Below are 15,158 nucleotides of genomic sequence, written 5' to 3' on the forward strand. Positions count from 1 at the left end.
CATCCGGCAATGGTTTATTTTTGCTGCATCTTAAACTGCAAAAACAACTCATTATAGTAGGCGAGCATACGTTTCCCTAAGTTTTCGTACACTTCCAAGCGCCCTGCCGCATCCAAATCCGGGTAAAAGCGCCGGTCATTGGCGATGTCTTTTGGCAAATAGCGAAGCGCCGCGCGATTCGGCGTCGAGTAGCCGACATATTCGGCGTTTTGCGCCGCGTGTTTCGGGTCAAGCATAAAATTGATAAACGCGTGCGCGCCTTCGATGTTTTTCGCTGTTTTCGGAATGACCATGTTGTCAAACCATAAATTGGATCCTTCCTTGGGCACGACATAGTCCAACGCTTCGTTTTCGGAAATGATTTCCGCCGCATCGCCCGACCAGACGACACCGACCGCCGCCTCTTCGTTGGCAAGAAGCAGTTTGATTTCATCGCCGACAATGGCCTTTACATTCGGCATAAGCCGGTCGAGCTTTCGTTTCGCCTCTTGCAGATGCTGCTTGTTCGTATCGTTGAGCGAATAGCCGAGGCTGTTTAACGCCATCCCCATCACTTCGCGCGCCCCGTCAACAAGCAAAATTTGATTGCGCAAATCCGGGTCCCATAAGTCGTTCCAGCTGGTGATCGTTTTGCCGCCCAGCATCCCGCGGTTGTAGACGATGCCGACCGTCCCCCAAAAATACGGCACCGAATAGCGGTTATGCGGGTCAAACGACAAATCGAGAAACCGCGGTTCAATGTATTTCAAGTTCGGCAGTTTACTATGGTCGAGGGGCAAAAGCAAGTTTTCCTCGATCATCTTGCTGATGGCGTAATCGGACGGAACGGCGACATCAAACGTCGCGCCGCCTTGAGCGATTTTCGCCATCATCGCCTCGTTCGAATCGAACGTTTGGTAAACGACTTTCCAGCCGGTTTCTTTTTCAAACTTCCGGATCAGCGCCGGGTCGATGTAATCGCCCCAGTTGTACACGCTGACCGTCTTGTCGCCTCCATATCCTTCCGCTTCGTTGAGCCGATGGGTCATGAACATCAGGGCGAACGCGGCGATGAATATAGCGGCAAACCCTTGAACGAGCCGTTTCATCTACTTTCGCCCCCCTATTCCGTACATGCGGCCGCCTTTTTGGCTGAACACGTAATAGCCGACGACCAGCAACATCGTAAACAAAAACAACAGCGTTGACAGCGCGTTGATCGATAAGGAAATGCCTTGGCGCGCCCGTGAATAAATTTCGACCGACAACGTCGAGAACCCGTTTCCTGTCACAAAAAACGTCACGGCAAAATCATCGAGCGAATACGTGAGCGCCATAAAAAACCCGGCCCAGATGCTCGGCGTCAAAAACGGGAGGATCACCCGCGACAGCACTTGCCGCGATCCTGCCCCCAAATCGCGCGCCGCATCGATCCATGTCGGGCTCATCTCCTCAAGCTTGGGCAGCACCATCAGCACGACAATCGGCACGCTAAAGGCGATATGGGACAACAGCACGGACGCAAACCCCAGCTTGATGCCGGCCAGCGTAAACAACAATAAAAACGAAGCGCCGATGATGACGTCCGGGCTGACGATCAGCACATTGTTGAGAGCGAGCAGCGTATTTTTCATCCGCTGCCGCTTGACATAGTAAATGGCCAATGCCCCGATGACGCCCAAAATCGTGGCCACCGCCGCCGACAATAACGCGACGACCAGCGTATTGAGCACAATGATCAACAAACGGTCATCCGATAGCACCTCGCCATACCATTTCAACGTGAAGGATTGAAAATCGTGCATCGTCCCGCCGCTGTTGAACGAATAATACATCAAGTACCCAATCGGCGTGTACATGATGGCAAACACAAAAAGCAAATAGACGCGCCCCCACCGATGTGTGCGTTTCATCGACTTCCCTCTTTCCTTCCGCTTCCTGTCAAGAAGACAATGACCGCCATCGCGATCATGAGCACAACGGCAATCGTCGCCCCCATCCCCCAATCTTGGGTGACGAGAAAATGCTGCTCAATGGCCGTGCCAAGCGTAATGACGCGATTGCCCGCAATGAGGCGCGTAATCATAAACAGCGACAACGCCGGGATAAACACCGCTTGGCAGCCGGCCTTCACCCCACTGAGGGTGAGCGGGAACACGACGCGGCGGAACGTTGTCCACCCAGACGCGCCCAAATCGCGGGCCGCATCAATGAGTGACGGCGGCAATTCTTCCAGCGCATTAAAAATCGGCAGCACCATAAACGGAATAAAAATGTACACCGAGACGAACACAAAGCTGAAATCGGTGAACAACAGCTGCCGTGCCCCGACGCCGATCGCCTGCAAAAAAGCGTTGGCCAGTCCGTATGTGCCGAACAGCCCTAAAAACGCATACACCTTCAGCAGCAAATTCACCCACATCGGCAAAATGAGCAACAGCAGCCATAGCTGCTTATGCCGCGTTTTCGTCAGCCAATACGCGGTCGGATAGCCGATCAACAAGGAGGCGAGCGTAATCAGCAGCGCGTACCAAAACGAATACGCCATCATTTTCAAATAAATGGGCGTCAGCACCTTTTCATAATTGGCCAGCGTCCACTGTCCATCGATATCCAAAAACGACTCATACACGAGAAAGACGAGCGGCGCAATGACAAACAACACCAGCCATGCCGCATAGGGGATCAAATACCAGTTTCGCCATGCTCGTTCCATCCTTCGTCCCCTTTCCTGCGCTCGGCTCGCATGACATGAATCGCTTCTGGTTCAAAGCGAAGCCCGATCGTTTCCCCGACCTCCGCTTTTTTCGTTGAATGAACGAGCCATTCATTGCCGTTTTCATCATAGCCGCAAATTTCATAATGAACGCCGCGGAACAGCAGCGAATCGACGCGAATGACGATTTGGCTGTCTTCCGGTGCGGCGAGCTCCAAATCTTCCGGGCGAATGACAACATCAACCGGTTCGTTGGGCGCAAAGCCGCGGTCAACGCAGGCAAACTGTCGGCCGGCAAATTCGACGAGAAAGTCTGCGATCATGCGCCCCGACAAAATGTTCGATTCGCCGATGAAATCAGCGACAAACCGATTGACCGGCTCATCGTAAATCTCTTTTGGCGTCCCAAATTGCTGAATTTTCCCTTTATGGAGGACAAAAATATAGTCGGACATCGCCAGCGCTTCTTCTTGATCATGGGTGACGAAAATAAACGTGATCCCCAGCCGGCGCTGCAATTCGCGAAGCTCGTACTGCATTTCCGTGCGCAGCTTCAAATCCAGCGCCGAGAGCGGTTCATCAAGAAGCAGCACTTCCGGCTCGTTCACGATCGCCCGGGCAATCGCGACGCGCTGCCGCTGGCCGCCAGACATTTCCTGAATGCGGCGGCGTTCATACCCTTCCAAGTTGACAAACCGGAGCGCTTCCTTCACCTTTTGGCGAACGTCCGCTTCTTTCATTTTTTTCACCCGCAAACCAAAAGCGACATTTTCAAACACATCCAAATGCGGAAACAAGGCGTAATCTTGAAACACCGTATTGACTTGCCGCTTGTTGGGCGGGACGTGATTCATCGGCTTCCCGTGAAAATAAATCGTCCCTTGCGTCGGTTCAATAAACCCGGCGATCAGCCGCAAAATCGTCGTCTTCCCACATCCGGACGGACCTAGCAGCGTATAAAATTTGCCTCGCTCCATCTCAAAACTGACATCGTCCAATACCGCTGTCCCATCGTATTCCTTCGTCACATGGTCAAAGCGGATGATTGCTTGTCCGTTCACTTTCAGCCCCCCATCTTCATCATATCCATCATTCCTAATTAGAACACAGCAGGGATGAAAGCGCAACGGAAAACAATGTCGGATCCCTTGATTGGAAACACGCTTTTTGATCGTTCAGATTTCACGATGATTTCTCCGTTTCAGATCCGCCGCTTGGGCGTGTAAGCGATACGATGCGCGAGTCAGGAAATCGCTCTTGATGAACGTGGGAAGCGATCAAATAAGCCGCCTCGTGGTCCTGTTGGATCCATTCGGTCAACCGATCGCGGCTCACCATATCAAGAGAATTGAAGGGCTCATCCATCAGATACAATTCCACTGGACGTGCCAACGAAATCGCAACATGCAACTTTTGCCTTGTGCCTAGTGAATACTGGTCCACCGGAAGCGCCAGCATCTCCTCCATCTTCAACAAGCGGCACAATTCTTTGGCTTTATGAGTGTACTGTCGATCCAACTTCCATAAAAGGCGGAAGCATTCAATATTTTCATAGCCAGTCAACTTCGAAAACATCACGGTCTCCGAAGTCACATAAGACAAATGGGCGCGCATGTCGGAAAGCTGAATGGGACGGCCTTTATAAAAAGCTTCATAGTGCAGCTCGCCTTTAGTGAGCAATCCCGAAATAATATGCAAAAGCGTCGTTTTCCCCACTCCGTTTGGGCCTGTGAGGAGCACCTTCTCTCCCGGGAAAATGGAAAATGAAAATTGCTGAAAAATCGTTGTTCCCCCATCATAGCGATACGTCAAGTTTTGTAGCGAAAACAACGGATCCATCCTTTGTTCTCTCCCTTATTTTCTCTACTGTAGATGAGCATTTTTCATTACAATAATTTCCATGCCCTAAGAGACAAACAGGGGACCCCTTAGGCGACATGGAGCTGTTTTTTGATCACATCAATGGGAATATCTTGCTTCGCGGCATCGTAGATGAACTCGACGACGCTGTGCCCTTTCCGAGACCGAAGAAGCTCCAGGCCGGAAGAGAGGTCTTGCTGAGATTCGGCGATGCTGTATACGCAGGCGAACAGCACCACGGCCCAATACCGTTTCACCGCCCGAATGTGACGAACACGGTACCCATCGAGCTTCAGCTGGTCTTTGGCCTGCCGGAAAAAGCATTCGATCGTCCAGCGCTGGGCATAATAACGCAAGATCTCTTCATCGCCTAGCTCCCGGTCGGTGCTCAAGACGACATGGAGATGATCTGGCGTCATCGGTTCATCCGCCTTCCAAGCCAGCAGCACCACCGCGTCATCGAGGCCATGGATCGCTCCCTCGTAGCGATACACGCGGTAACGCTCCTTCCCCACCGTGACGAGGCGGGTGTCGTTGGGCTCGATATAGCGGGCGAACTTCTTCGCTTGGATGGCGATACCTTTCGGATAGAGAATCCGGTTCGTCTTGAGCATGGCGATGACATGGAATCCTTGTTTCAGGCAGGCTTCGATGAGCGCTTGGGACGGATACCACGAATCCATGAGCACATACACCGGCTGAGCCCGTTTCCCCTTGAGCGAGGAAAGCATCTCGATCGCTAGGTCGATCTTGCTTCTTCCCGCCGTCTTGTCATACAGACGAAAGGCGAACGGGAACGCTTGCGAGAAAGTATGCACCATCCGCCAAACGAGCGAATGCCCCCAAACGGATTGATGATCTTTGTGCGAGTAGTGCCAATCACACCCTTGAATGGCGCGGGCAGCCCGTGACGAAGGCTTCGTTTTTTGGCAAATCGTATCATCAATCGAAACAAAAAGGGGTTGATTCTCCTGTTTGGCGATTCGCTGGATGCGATGAAGGATCCATTGCTGGAGTTTGCGAAGCAACGTCTCTTCATCCCAAGGGCTTTTCGTGAAAAAATGGCTGAGCGTGGTTCGATGATTGGGATGAAAACTCCAGTGATGGACATCGGTCAATGTTCCCGAAAATCCCTTGGTAGTCAAGGCATCCACAATATGAACGAGATGCTTGATGACCGGTTTCGAGAAATCAAGCGCCAATCCCAGCGTCATGAAAAACTTGTGGATTCCTTGATGATGTGCTCATCGATTCATGAGACATGAACCTCCTTGCGGGTAGTTTGAGCACATCTATTTTACTCAAGGAGCTGGGTTCATGTCTCCTTTTTTGTTTAGCTGTCAATTTATGTTAGCAAATTTGCTCATCTACAGTTCTCTATTCTTTTTCCACTATGATTCAATCGCTTTGCATTTACACCTCTCACCCATGAGACACCGTTGCCTCCAAGCCGGCGGAGAGAATGAGCAGCACAACCGCCACCAAAAACAAAAAGAGGATATCGCGTATATAGAGCGGTTCCGTTTTTTCCCCCCTCGCTCTTTTCTTCACAATGTGAAGAAATCGCCATGTTTCATATCCTAATGTACAAAACAAAAGATGTCCCATTATTTCCGGAATGGCATGGGGGAAAACTCCTGTCATCAACGGATGCCAACCATAGCCTTTGGCGACTCCTTTCACGATCACTCCGAGCATCGCAGCATGATAACCAAGATAAAGAGTATTAGCCATTCCTAACGTCAGCCATCCGCCGACCATCAAAATGACCCCAACCATCAAGTTGTGCCCGAAAGTAGCCCAAAACGCCATCGAAGTCGGATGAATGACAAGTTTTTGCGAAAAAATCCCTGCCCCCAATGCAAAGCAGACAACATACACCCCTAGTGACAATAGAAAATACGGGAAATGAGTGTGAATGGCTCGCTTGATCATCATCAATGCCCCCTCACATGCGCCGCGCATATCGAGAACTGTGCCACAATACAAGGTAAAGCATCACGACAAACAAACCGCTGTACCACGCCCAACTCCAACCTTTCAAGAGCATAAAAAAGGCCGAAACGAGCGATGAAAAGATGGTGATGTAAATTAACAAGCGATGAAACGAATGATTTCCGGCTGCAATCAACATATACCCTGCATAATCACGCGGAGATGTCAATGCCGCTTGTTCACCGCTGGCTAAAACAAGGCAGAACACTTCATAATCGGTGCGCAAAATCCGTTTCACAACAAACGGATAGGCTGGCAGCATCAGTATCGCTCCGATTACCGCCCACACCCCTCGATGCACTCCCGATAATCCGATATATTCGATAAACAGCCATCCGCATGCGATTAGGCATGGGTAACTCCCTAATCGCTCAAGCAGCGTCCATTTCGCTTCAATTAACGATCCAAGGGGAGGCGGAGAAAGAAGCCGAAAAACAAGGAGACGCTCCATTTCGCTTTCAAACTGAAAAATGTCTGGAAAGGCATCGGTCATGGCTCGCAACGTCCCTGTCATGACCAAGTATACTTCGAACAGAAACAAAAACAAAAGGATCGCTCCGTTGTGAACGGCCGCCAACAGCGGCAAATTCGCTCCAGCAACCAAGAACAATTCCCCTGGCAGAAACAGCGTCCAAGGCGGCTTGGCCAACTCCTTTGCTTTGCGCATGAACAGACAAAGATCCTTATATAAAATCGCATTGTTCGTGCCGCGAACCGCTAATACCTCAATGGCACGCAGCTGCCATGAATACAGCTTATCCATCGCCTTGCTGGAATGAGAGGCACGAAGAAAAGGAAAACAAAGCAGAGCCAACAGTACAAACCCAGCTCCAACAAGTGATAAAGCAGTGCTTGAAAAGGACCATCCTTCCCCTAAGTGGGCCATGCGTTGATAAAATTGCTGTTGCCAGTGAGCAACGTAATCATCCATATGCGCAAGATAAGAAAGCGACAACCCATACATCCGAACCGCTTGGCGGGACAATTGCAACAGCGGCATTATCGCCGCAAGCACAGCATACCCGAGCGCCAATGAGGCCATGCGAAAGAACAAAGCTGAACATACACGCGCCGCTCTAGTTGTTGAACCGCGCATCATATGCGATATGACATACAGAAGCAGCATCATCGCTTGCCCAAGCCATACCCACACCGCTCCTACCACCCCAAACTTGGCGATCAAGCCGACAGAGGGAGGGAGAAACAACGGCGATAGACGCAGCAAAGACACCGCATAGTGAAGGCCTAGCAACCGCCTCCATACGTGATCATCCCGCACACTAGACAACCGCAAATAGTCAAAATGGTAGCGGCGCTCCAACGCCTCTTTTGACTCCAGCGAAACCCCGATTAGAGGACCGACCGATAAAAAGAAAAGAATCAACATCGTCACAACAGGACGAAACATCATTGTCGATCGAAAACAGATCACTGCAACGAGCGCCGACGAAATGAGCCATTTCGTCGCTTCCAACAACAACAGTGTCGTCCGCGGGGAAAACGGTGATTTTCGCTGTAAAGGGGCGATACTGCTTCGCTGTTTTTGGAGATACCATAGCCATACGAGTCTCACGGCTCTTCCCCCTTTCATCTCATAGGAACGGCAGGGGGCCTTTCTCCCCCTGCCGGTTTCCATGTTACCATGCAATAGCCGCTTTTTGTTCCCGCTCAGCCACTATTTTTTTCACCGTTGCTACAAACGCTGACCAGCCAATTTCCAAAATGGCATCGACTCCGCCTGACAAAATCGCAGTAATTCCAAGAATCATCGAAACGAGCGTGGAGCCGGTCAGCACGATCGAAACAACAGTTGTAGCAACTGCTTGCGACACGCCGAGCGTTCTGGCAATAAGCGTGAACTACTCGTATTTCAAATCCGATCGGACTTTATTTTATTTTCCGCAATAAACGCGAATAAACGATCCCATAAACAAGAACGGCCGCAATCAATGCGATTTTTCCCCACATTGGCATCTTAGCCGCTTTTAAACCAAAGGCAAGGACAATAAACAACACAAACGGCAGGCTAATGAGAATAAAATACGGCCACGACCATCGTTTCATCTATTTCACTCCTGTCTGTGACGCCATTTCTATTAAATTCCTTGTTAACATCATCCATTTTTTATTATACACTTTGACTCTTAAAAAAAAATTAAAAAAAAAGAGAAATGAGTTGACGTTTTTCGTCTTTTTTTAACATATTTCGACATTTTTTGTGCTATCGAAACAAAAGGCTCTTCACTAAAAGTTGTATTTCATGACATGCCTTAACTTATGCATCCACGAAAGAATAGGAACAAATCATTTTTTGCCTACACCTGTTCAGAGAAGTGCACGTTATGGTGATGAACTAAGCAAAAAAGCGATTGGTAAGAAATTGGTGTCAGCGCAAGGAGATGTTCAATAGCCAAAACACAATAGAGGTCGGTGGACTTAGTGCAACATACTACTGATTTCACCTATTTCTCAATTAGAGAGACTTAGTGGAATCCACTTTCTTTTCTGAATGAAAATGCCGGCCTGACGCGAGATTTTCATGCCTGGGTGGAGGGCAAGTCGCGCTGCTCATGGAACTTTTCTGAATGAAAATGCCTCTGATTGGTGTGTGACAACGGTTTTTCACCAGCCTCAATCGGAAAACAGCGCATGGCTTCGTTGAACATCGGCCACTGGAGAATGTCTTTCCCTGCTGAACGTTCGATTGGCAAGCAAAGAGAAAACACCGATTGCCCGCATGGCGGCAGGTGTTTGTAGCGCTATTTCCGATTTTTGCAATCATACAAGAGTTCCTTCTCCCTTGATCGGGCAAATCTTTGGCAAATTTCTTGCTTCACTGTATTGAATAATTTCAAAAAATACATTAAATTATATAGTAATCACCCAAACGGGACGATACAATTGGATACGAATTTTCTTATCAAGAGAGGGGGAGGGACTGGCCCGGTGAACCCTCAGCAACCTGGCGGGCGGCCAAGGTGCTAAATCCAGACAGGCAGCAGCCTGGAAGATAAGAAGAAGCGAACGGAAAGTCTTCTTCTTAGAAGGCTTTTTTCTTTTACTTGCCAAGAAACGGGGGAAATGGAACGTGGGATTGCTTGATGAGTTGAAACAACGCGTGCTGATCGCCGATGGGGCGATGGGGACGCTTCTCTATTCGCATGGCGTTGACCGTTGTTTTGAAGAATTGAATCTATCGAAACCGGAAGACATCGTCCATATTCACGAAGCCTATATCGCGGCAGGCGCCGACGTCATCCAGACGAATACCTACGGCGCCAACTATGTGAAACTCGCCCGCTACGGCTTGCAAGATGAGGTGCCGGCCATCAACCGGGCGGCGGTGCGGCTCGCTAGGCAAGCCGCCAACGGTCGGGCGTACGTGCTCGGGACCATTGGCGGGCTGCGCACGTTAAACAAAAGCGCCGTGCCGCTTGATGAAGTGAAGCGGACGTTCCGCGAGCAGCTGTTTGTCTTGCTGGCGGAGGGAGTGGACGGCGTGCTGCTCGAGACGTATTACGATTTAGAAGAGTTGGAGACGGTGCTCGCCATCGCCCGCAAAGAGACGGACTTGCCGGTCATCGCCCATGTGTCGCTCCATGAAGTGGGCGTCTTGCAAGACGGCACGCCGCTCGCTGACGCCCTCGCCCGCTTAGAAGCGCTTGGCGCCGATGTCGTCGGGCTCAACTGCCGGCTCGGGCCGTACTATATGCTTCAATCGCTCGAGGAAGTGCCGCTGCCAACGCGCGCCTTTTTATCGGCGTACCCGAACGCGAGCCTCCCCGACTATCGCGATGGCCGGCTCGTCTATGAGACGAATGCCGAATACTTCGAGGAAACGGCGAAAGCGTTTCGCGACCAAGGGGTGCGGCTGCTCGGCGGATGCTGCGGCACGACGCCGAACCATATTGAAGCGATGGCGCGGGCGCTGCAAGACCGGACGCCGGTAACGGAAAAAACGGTCAAACGACGCGCCGTGCCGGTGTCGGTCCAATCCGACATTCCATCATCAGCGACGCCGCTTCCCGAACTTGTCCGCGCCCGCCGCTCGGTGATCGTCGAGCTCGATCCCCCGAAAAAATTGGGCATTGACAAATTTCTCGCCGGGGCGAAAGCGCTCCATGACGCCGGCATTGACGCGCTGACGCTGGCCGACAACTCGCTCGCCACGCCGCGCATCAGCAACGCCGCCGTCGCGGCCATCATCAAAGAGCGGCTCGGCGTCCGCCCGCTCGTGCATATTACGTGCCGCGACCGCAACTTGATCGGCCTGCAGTCACACTTGATGGGCCTGCATACGCTCGGCATCACCGACGTGCTCGCCATTACCGGCGACCCGTCAAAAATCGGCGACTTTCCGGGAGCGACATCGGTGTACGATTTATCGTCGTTTGATTTAATCCGCTTGATCCGCCAGTTTAATGAGGGATTGTCGTATTCGGGCAAACCGCTCGGACAAAAAACGAACTTCTCGATCGGCGCGGCGTTCAATCCGAATGTCCGCCATTTGGATAAGGCCGTTGAGCGGATGGAGAAAAAAATTCAGTGCGGCGCCCATTATTTCTTGACTCAACCGGTTTACTCGGAAGAGAAAATCATGGCCGTGCACGAAGCGACGAAACATTTGAATGCGCCGATTTACATCGGCATTATGCCGCTTGTGAGCGCGCGCAACGCCGAGTTTTTGCATCATGAGGTGCCGGGCATTACGCTGTCCGACGATATTCGCGCCCGCATGGCCGCCTGCGGCGACGACCCGGTGCGGGCGGCGCGCGAAGGAATCGCCATCGCCAAAGCGCTCATTGATGCGGCGTTCGACTTGTTTCACGGCATTTATTTCATTACGCCGTTTTTGCGCTACGACATGACGGTGGAGCTCGTCCGCTACATTCACGAAAAAGAAGCGGCCGCGAAAGAAAGGAAGGTTGTGCATGGCTGACCTCATCTTCGAACAACAGCTGCAGCGAAAAATTCTTGTCATCGACGGCGCCATGGGCACCATGATCCAAAGCGCCAACTTATCAGCCGCCGACTTTGGCGGCGAGGCGTATGAAGGGTGCAACGAATACTTGACCATCACCGCCCCGCACGTCATCCGCCGCATTCATGAAGCGTACTTGGAAGCCGGCGCGGACATCATTGAAACGAACACGTTCGGGGCGACGCGCATCGTCCTTGATGAATACGGACTTGGCCATTTGGCGCTCGAGCTGAACATCGAAGCAGCGAAGCTCGCCAAACAAGCGGCCGAGGCGTTCGCGACGCCCGACTGGCCGCGCTTTGTCGCCGGTTCGATGGGGCCGACGACGAAAACTTTGTCGGTCACGGGCGGAGCGACGTTTGACGAACTCGTTGCCGCCTATGAAGAACAGGCGCGCGGACTGCTTTTGGGCGGCGTCGACCTTCTCCTTTTGGAAACGTGCCAAGATGCCTTGAATGTCAAAGCGGGATTCATCGGCATTTCCAAAGCGTTTGAAGCGGTCGGCCGCCGCGTGCCGCTCATGATTTCCGGCACGATCGAGCCGATGGGTACAACGCTTGCCGGGCAGGCGATCGATTCGTTTTTCATCTCGATCCGCCACATGAAGCCGATCGCCGTCGGCTTAAACTGCGCGACCGGCCCGGAGTTTATGACCGATCATTTGCGCACGCTCGCCTCGCTTGCCGACACGGCGGTCAGCTGCTACCCGAACGCCGGCCTGCCGGACGAAGAAGGGCATTACCATGAAACACCGGAGATGCTCGCGGAAAAAATCCGCCGCTTTGCCGAAAAAGGATGGATCAACATCGTCGGCGGGTGCTGCGGCACGACGCCGGACCATATCCGGGCCATCGCCGAAGCGGTGCGCCACATTCCGCCGCGGCCGATCCCGTCCTCGTTTGACACGCACGCCGTCTCCGGCATTGAAGCGCTCATCTACGATGAAACGATGCGCCCGCTTTTTGTCGGTGAGCGGACGAACGTCATCGGCTCGCGCAAATTTAAGCGCCTCATCGCCGAAGGCAAATACGAAGAAGCGGCGGAAATCGCCCGCGCCCAAGTGAAAAACGGCGCCCATGTCATCGACATTTGCCTCGCCGATCCGGACCGTGATGAGCTTTCCGACATGGAACAGTTCGTCCGCGAAGTCGTCAAAAAAGTAAAAGTGCCGCTCGTCATTGACTCGACCGACGAGCGTGTCATCGAGCGCGCCCTCACGTATTCACAAGGAAAGGCGATCATTAACTCGATCAACCTCGAAGACGGCGAAGAGCGCTTTGCCAACGTCGTGCCGCTGCTGCACCGCTACGGCGCCGCCGTTGTGGTCGGGACGATCGATGAACAAGGGATGGCGGTCACCGCCGAACGGAAGCTCGAGATCGCCTTGCGTTCGTATGACTTGCTCGTGAACCGCTACGGCGTGCCTGAGCGCGACATCATTTTCGATCCGCTCGTCTTCCCGGTCGGCACCGGCGATGAGCAATACATCGGCGCGGCGAAAGAAACGATCGAAGGAATCCGCCTCATTAAAGAGCGGCTTCCTCATTGTTTAACGATGCTCGGCATCAGCAACGTCTCGTTCGGCTTGCCGCCGGCCGGGCGCGAAGTGCTGAACTCGGTCTTTTTGTACCATTGCACGCAAGCCGGGCTCGATTACGCCATCGTCAACACCGAGAAGCTCGAGCGGTTCGCTTCGATTCCGGAAGAAGAAGTGCGGATGGCCGAGGCGCTTCTTTTTGCCACCAGCGACGAAACGTTAAACGCCTTTATTGAATTTTACCGAAGCAAAATCACCGCCGCCAAGCCGGTGCAGACGAACTTGAGCTTGGAAGAGCGGCTCGCCCGCTACGTCATTGAAGGATCAAAAGACGGGCTCATTCCCGATTTGGAACAGGCGCTGGAAACGTACTCCGATCCGCTCGCGATCATCAACGGCCCGCTCATGGCCGGCATGGACGAAGTCGGACGGCTGTTTAACAACAACCAGCTCATCGTCGCTGAAGTATTGCAAAGCGCAGAAGTAATGAAAGCGGCCGTCGCCTTTTTAGAACCATATATGGAAAAGAAAGAAGGAAGCACGAAAGGAAAAGTAATCCTGGCGACGGTGAAGGGCGATGTGCATGACATCGGCAAAAACTTGGTCGACATTATTTTAAGCAACAACGGCTATGAAGTGATCGACCTTGGCATCAAAGTCGCCCCCCAGCAGCTCATCGAAGCGGTGCGCGAGCATAAACCGGACATCATCGGCCTGTCGGGCCTGCTCGTCAAATCGGCGCAACAGATGGTCGTCACCGCGCAAGACTTGCGGCAAGCCGGTGTTTCGACCCCGATTTTAGTCGGCGGCGCCGCCTTGACGCGCAAGTTTACGGAAAACAAAATCGCGCCCGAATACGACGGCATCGTCTTGTACGCGAAGGACGCCATGGATGGGCTCGCCCTTGCCAACCAAATCCAGCAAGGCGAGATCGACTATCAAAAAAAAGAAACCGTTGGACACGAACCGGCGCGAACGGCGGCTGTCGCCGCGGCCGCCAAATCCAACGTTTCGACCGACGTCCCGGTCTACGTGCCGGCCGATCTCGACCGCCACGTGCTAAGGAATGTGCCGCTTGACCACGTGTTGCCGTACGTCAACTGGCAAATGGTGCTCGGCCATCATCTCGGCTTGAAAGGAAAAGTGAAGCGGCTGTTGGAAGAAAAAGACGAAAAAGCGCTCGCCTTAAAAGCGGTCGTCGATGAGCTGATCGCCGCCGCCAAAACACACGACTGGATTCAGCCGGCCGGCGTCTACCGCTTTTTCCCGGCGCAAAGCGACGGCAACCGCGTGTACATTTACGACCCGATCGACCGGCAAACCGTGCTTGAGACGTTTGACTTCCCGCGCCAGCCGCGGGCGCCGCACCTTTGCCTCGCCGATTACTTGAAATCGAAAGAGAGCGGGGAAATGGACTATGTCGGCTTTTTCGCCGTCACCGCTGGGCACGGCATCCGCGAACTCGCCCAACAGTGGAAAGACGAAGGCGAATTTTTGAAAAGCCACGCCATTCAGGCGTTGGCGCTCGAGATCGCCGAAGGGTTCGCCGAACGCATCCATCAAATTATGCGCGACCGCTGGGGCTTCCCAGACGACCCGGACTTCACGATGGAAGAGCGCTTCGCCGCCAAATACCAAGGCCAGCGCTACTCGTTCGGCTACCCGGCCTGTCCGAACTTGGAAGACCAAGAAAAGCTGTTCCGCCTCCTTCATCCGGAAGATGTCGGCATCCGCTTGACCGACGGCTACATGATGGAGCCGGAAGCCTCCGTCTCGGCGATCGTCGTCGCCCATCCGGAAGCGCGTTATTTCAATGTGCTGTAAAGAAAACGAGCTGGCTCAAACGAGTCAGCTCGTTTTCCTCTCTTCGTTTTTCACGCAACAAACCTCGGCCATGCCTTCGTCTCGGAACAAAAAATATTCATAAGCAAACCTTGTCCTCACCTCTAACACAAAAATGACAGATTAAGGAATATAGGTTCCAAAGAAAAGTTCCATGGACAGCGCGATCTGCCCTTCACCGGGAGATGAAACTCCGTGTCAGTTCGGCATTTTCACAAAAATGCTCCTAGGAGGCTGGTGATTTCGTG

At 52.7% G+C, this 15,158-nt stretch carries 12 protein-coding genes and 1 riboswitch; of the genes, 2 read left to right on the forward strand and 10 right to left on the reverse strand.

Features of this window, described 5'->3' with window-relative positions:
- Positions 1–14: 14 nt before the first annotated feature.
- The 10 genes from NST29_RS14125 to NST29_RS14170 form a co-directional block, all read right to left on the reverse strand.
- Entirely contained in the window at positions 15–1,088 is a 1,074-nt protein-coding gene (locus NST29_RS14125) for an ABC transporter substrate-binding protein (RefSeq protein WP_033019225.1), read from the reverse strand.
- Positions 1,089–1,892 (reverse strand): ABC transporter permease, encoded by an 804-nt coding sequence (locus NST29_RS14130; RefSeq protein WP_033019228.1) that lies wholly within the window; start codon positions 1,890–1,892, stop codon positions 1,089–1,091.
- Positions 1,889–2,695, reverse strand: coding sequence for an ABC transporter permease (locus tag NST29_RS14135; RefSeq protein WP_033019229.1), 807 nt, complete (start codon positions 2,693–2,695; stop codon positions 1,889–1,891). Before NST29_RS14135 ends, NST29_RS14130 begins: the two co-directional genes overlap by 4 nt.
- On the reverse strand, positions 2,665–3,756 hold the full coding sequence (locus tag NST29_RS14140) for an ABC transporter ATP-binding protein (protein ID WP_033019231.1): 1,092 nt from the start codon (positions 3,754–3,756) through the stop codon (positions 2,665–2,667). Before NST29_RS14140 ends, NST29_RS14135 begins: the two co-directional genes overlap by 31 nt.
- A gap of 121 nt (positions 3,757–3,877) precedes the next feature.
- Positions 3,878–4,534 (reverse strand): ABC transporter ATP-binding protein, encoded by a 657-nt coding sequence (locus tag NST29_RS14145; RefSeq protein ID WP_033019233.1) that lies wholly within the window; start codon positions 4,532–4,534, stop codon positions 3,878–3,880.
- Positions 4,535–4,623: 89 nt separating this feature from the next.
- Entirely contained in the window at positions 4,624–5,769 is a 1,146-nt protein-coding gene (locus tag NST29_RS14150; protein ID WP_339232312.1) for an IS701 family transposase, read from the reverse strand.
- A gap of 208 nt (positions 5,770–5,977) precedes the next feature.
- The gene (locus tag NST29_RS14155; protein ID WP_339232314.1) at positions 5,978–6,490 is read right to left on the reverse strand and encodes a stage II sporulation protein M; all 513 of its coding nucleotides are present in this window, start codon (positions 6,488–6,490) and stop codon (positions 5,978–5,980) included.
- Positions 6,491–6,503: 13 nt separating this feature from the next.
- Positions 6,504–8,123, reverse strand: a complete 1,620-nt coding sequence (locus NST29_RS14160; RefSeq protein WP_033843239.1) for a hypothetical protein — start codon at positions 8,121–8,123, stop codon at positions 6,504–6,506.
- A gap of 64 nt (positions 8,124–8,187) precedes the next feature.
- The gene (locus NST29_RS14165; RefSeq protein WP_033843238.1) at positions 8,188–8,400 is read right to left on the reverse strand and encodes an uberolysin/carnocyclin family circular bacteriocin; all 213 of its coding nucleotides are present in this window, start codon (positions 8,398–8,400) and stop codon (positions 8,188–8,190) included.
- A 37-nt stretch (positions 8,401–8,437) separates the two neighbouring features.
- A complete protein-coding gene (locus NST29_RS14170) occupies positions 8,438–8,614 on the reverse strand; it encodes a hypothetical protein (protein ID WP_172418625.1) in 177 nt (58 codons plus the stop codon).
- Positions 8,615–9,464: 850 nt separating this feature from the next.
- A riboswitch (SAM riboswitch) is annotated at positions 9,465–9,567 on the forward strand.
- A 71-nt stretch (positions 9,568–9,638) separates the two neighbouring features.
- On the opposite strand from NST29_RS14170, the gene NST29_RS14175 reads away from it, so the two are divergent.
- Together NST29_RS14175 and metH are read left to right on the forward strand one after the other, a co-directional pair.
- A complete protein-coding gene (locus NST29_RS14175; RefSeq protein ID WP_033843237.1) occupies positions 9,639–11,489 on the forward strand; it encodes a bifunctional homocysteine S-methyltransferase/methylenetetrahydrofolate reductase in 1,851 nt (616 codons plus the stop codon).
- Entirely contained in the window at positions 11,482–14,892 is a 3,411-nt protein-coding gene (metH, locus tag NST29_RS14180; RefSeq protein ID WP_033843236.1) for a methionine synthase, read from the forward strand. The genes NST29_RS14175 and metH overlap by 8 nt, the downstream gene beginning before the upstream one ends.
- Positions 14,893–15,158: the final 266 nt, after the last annotated feature.

Source organism: Geobacillus sp. FSL W8-0026 (genome assembly GCF_037966255.1).
GTDB lineage: Bacteria > Bacillota > Bacilli > Bacillales > Anoxybacillaceae > Geobacillus > Geobacillus icigianus.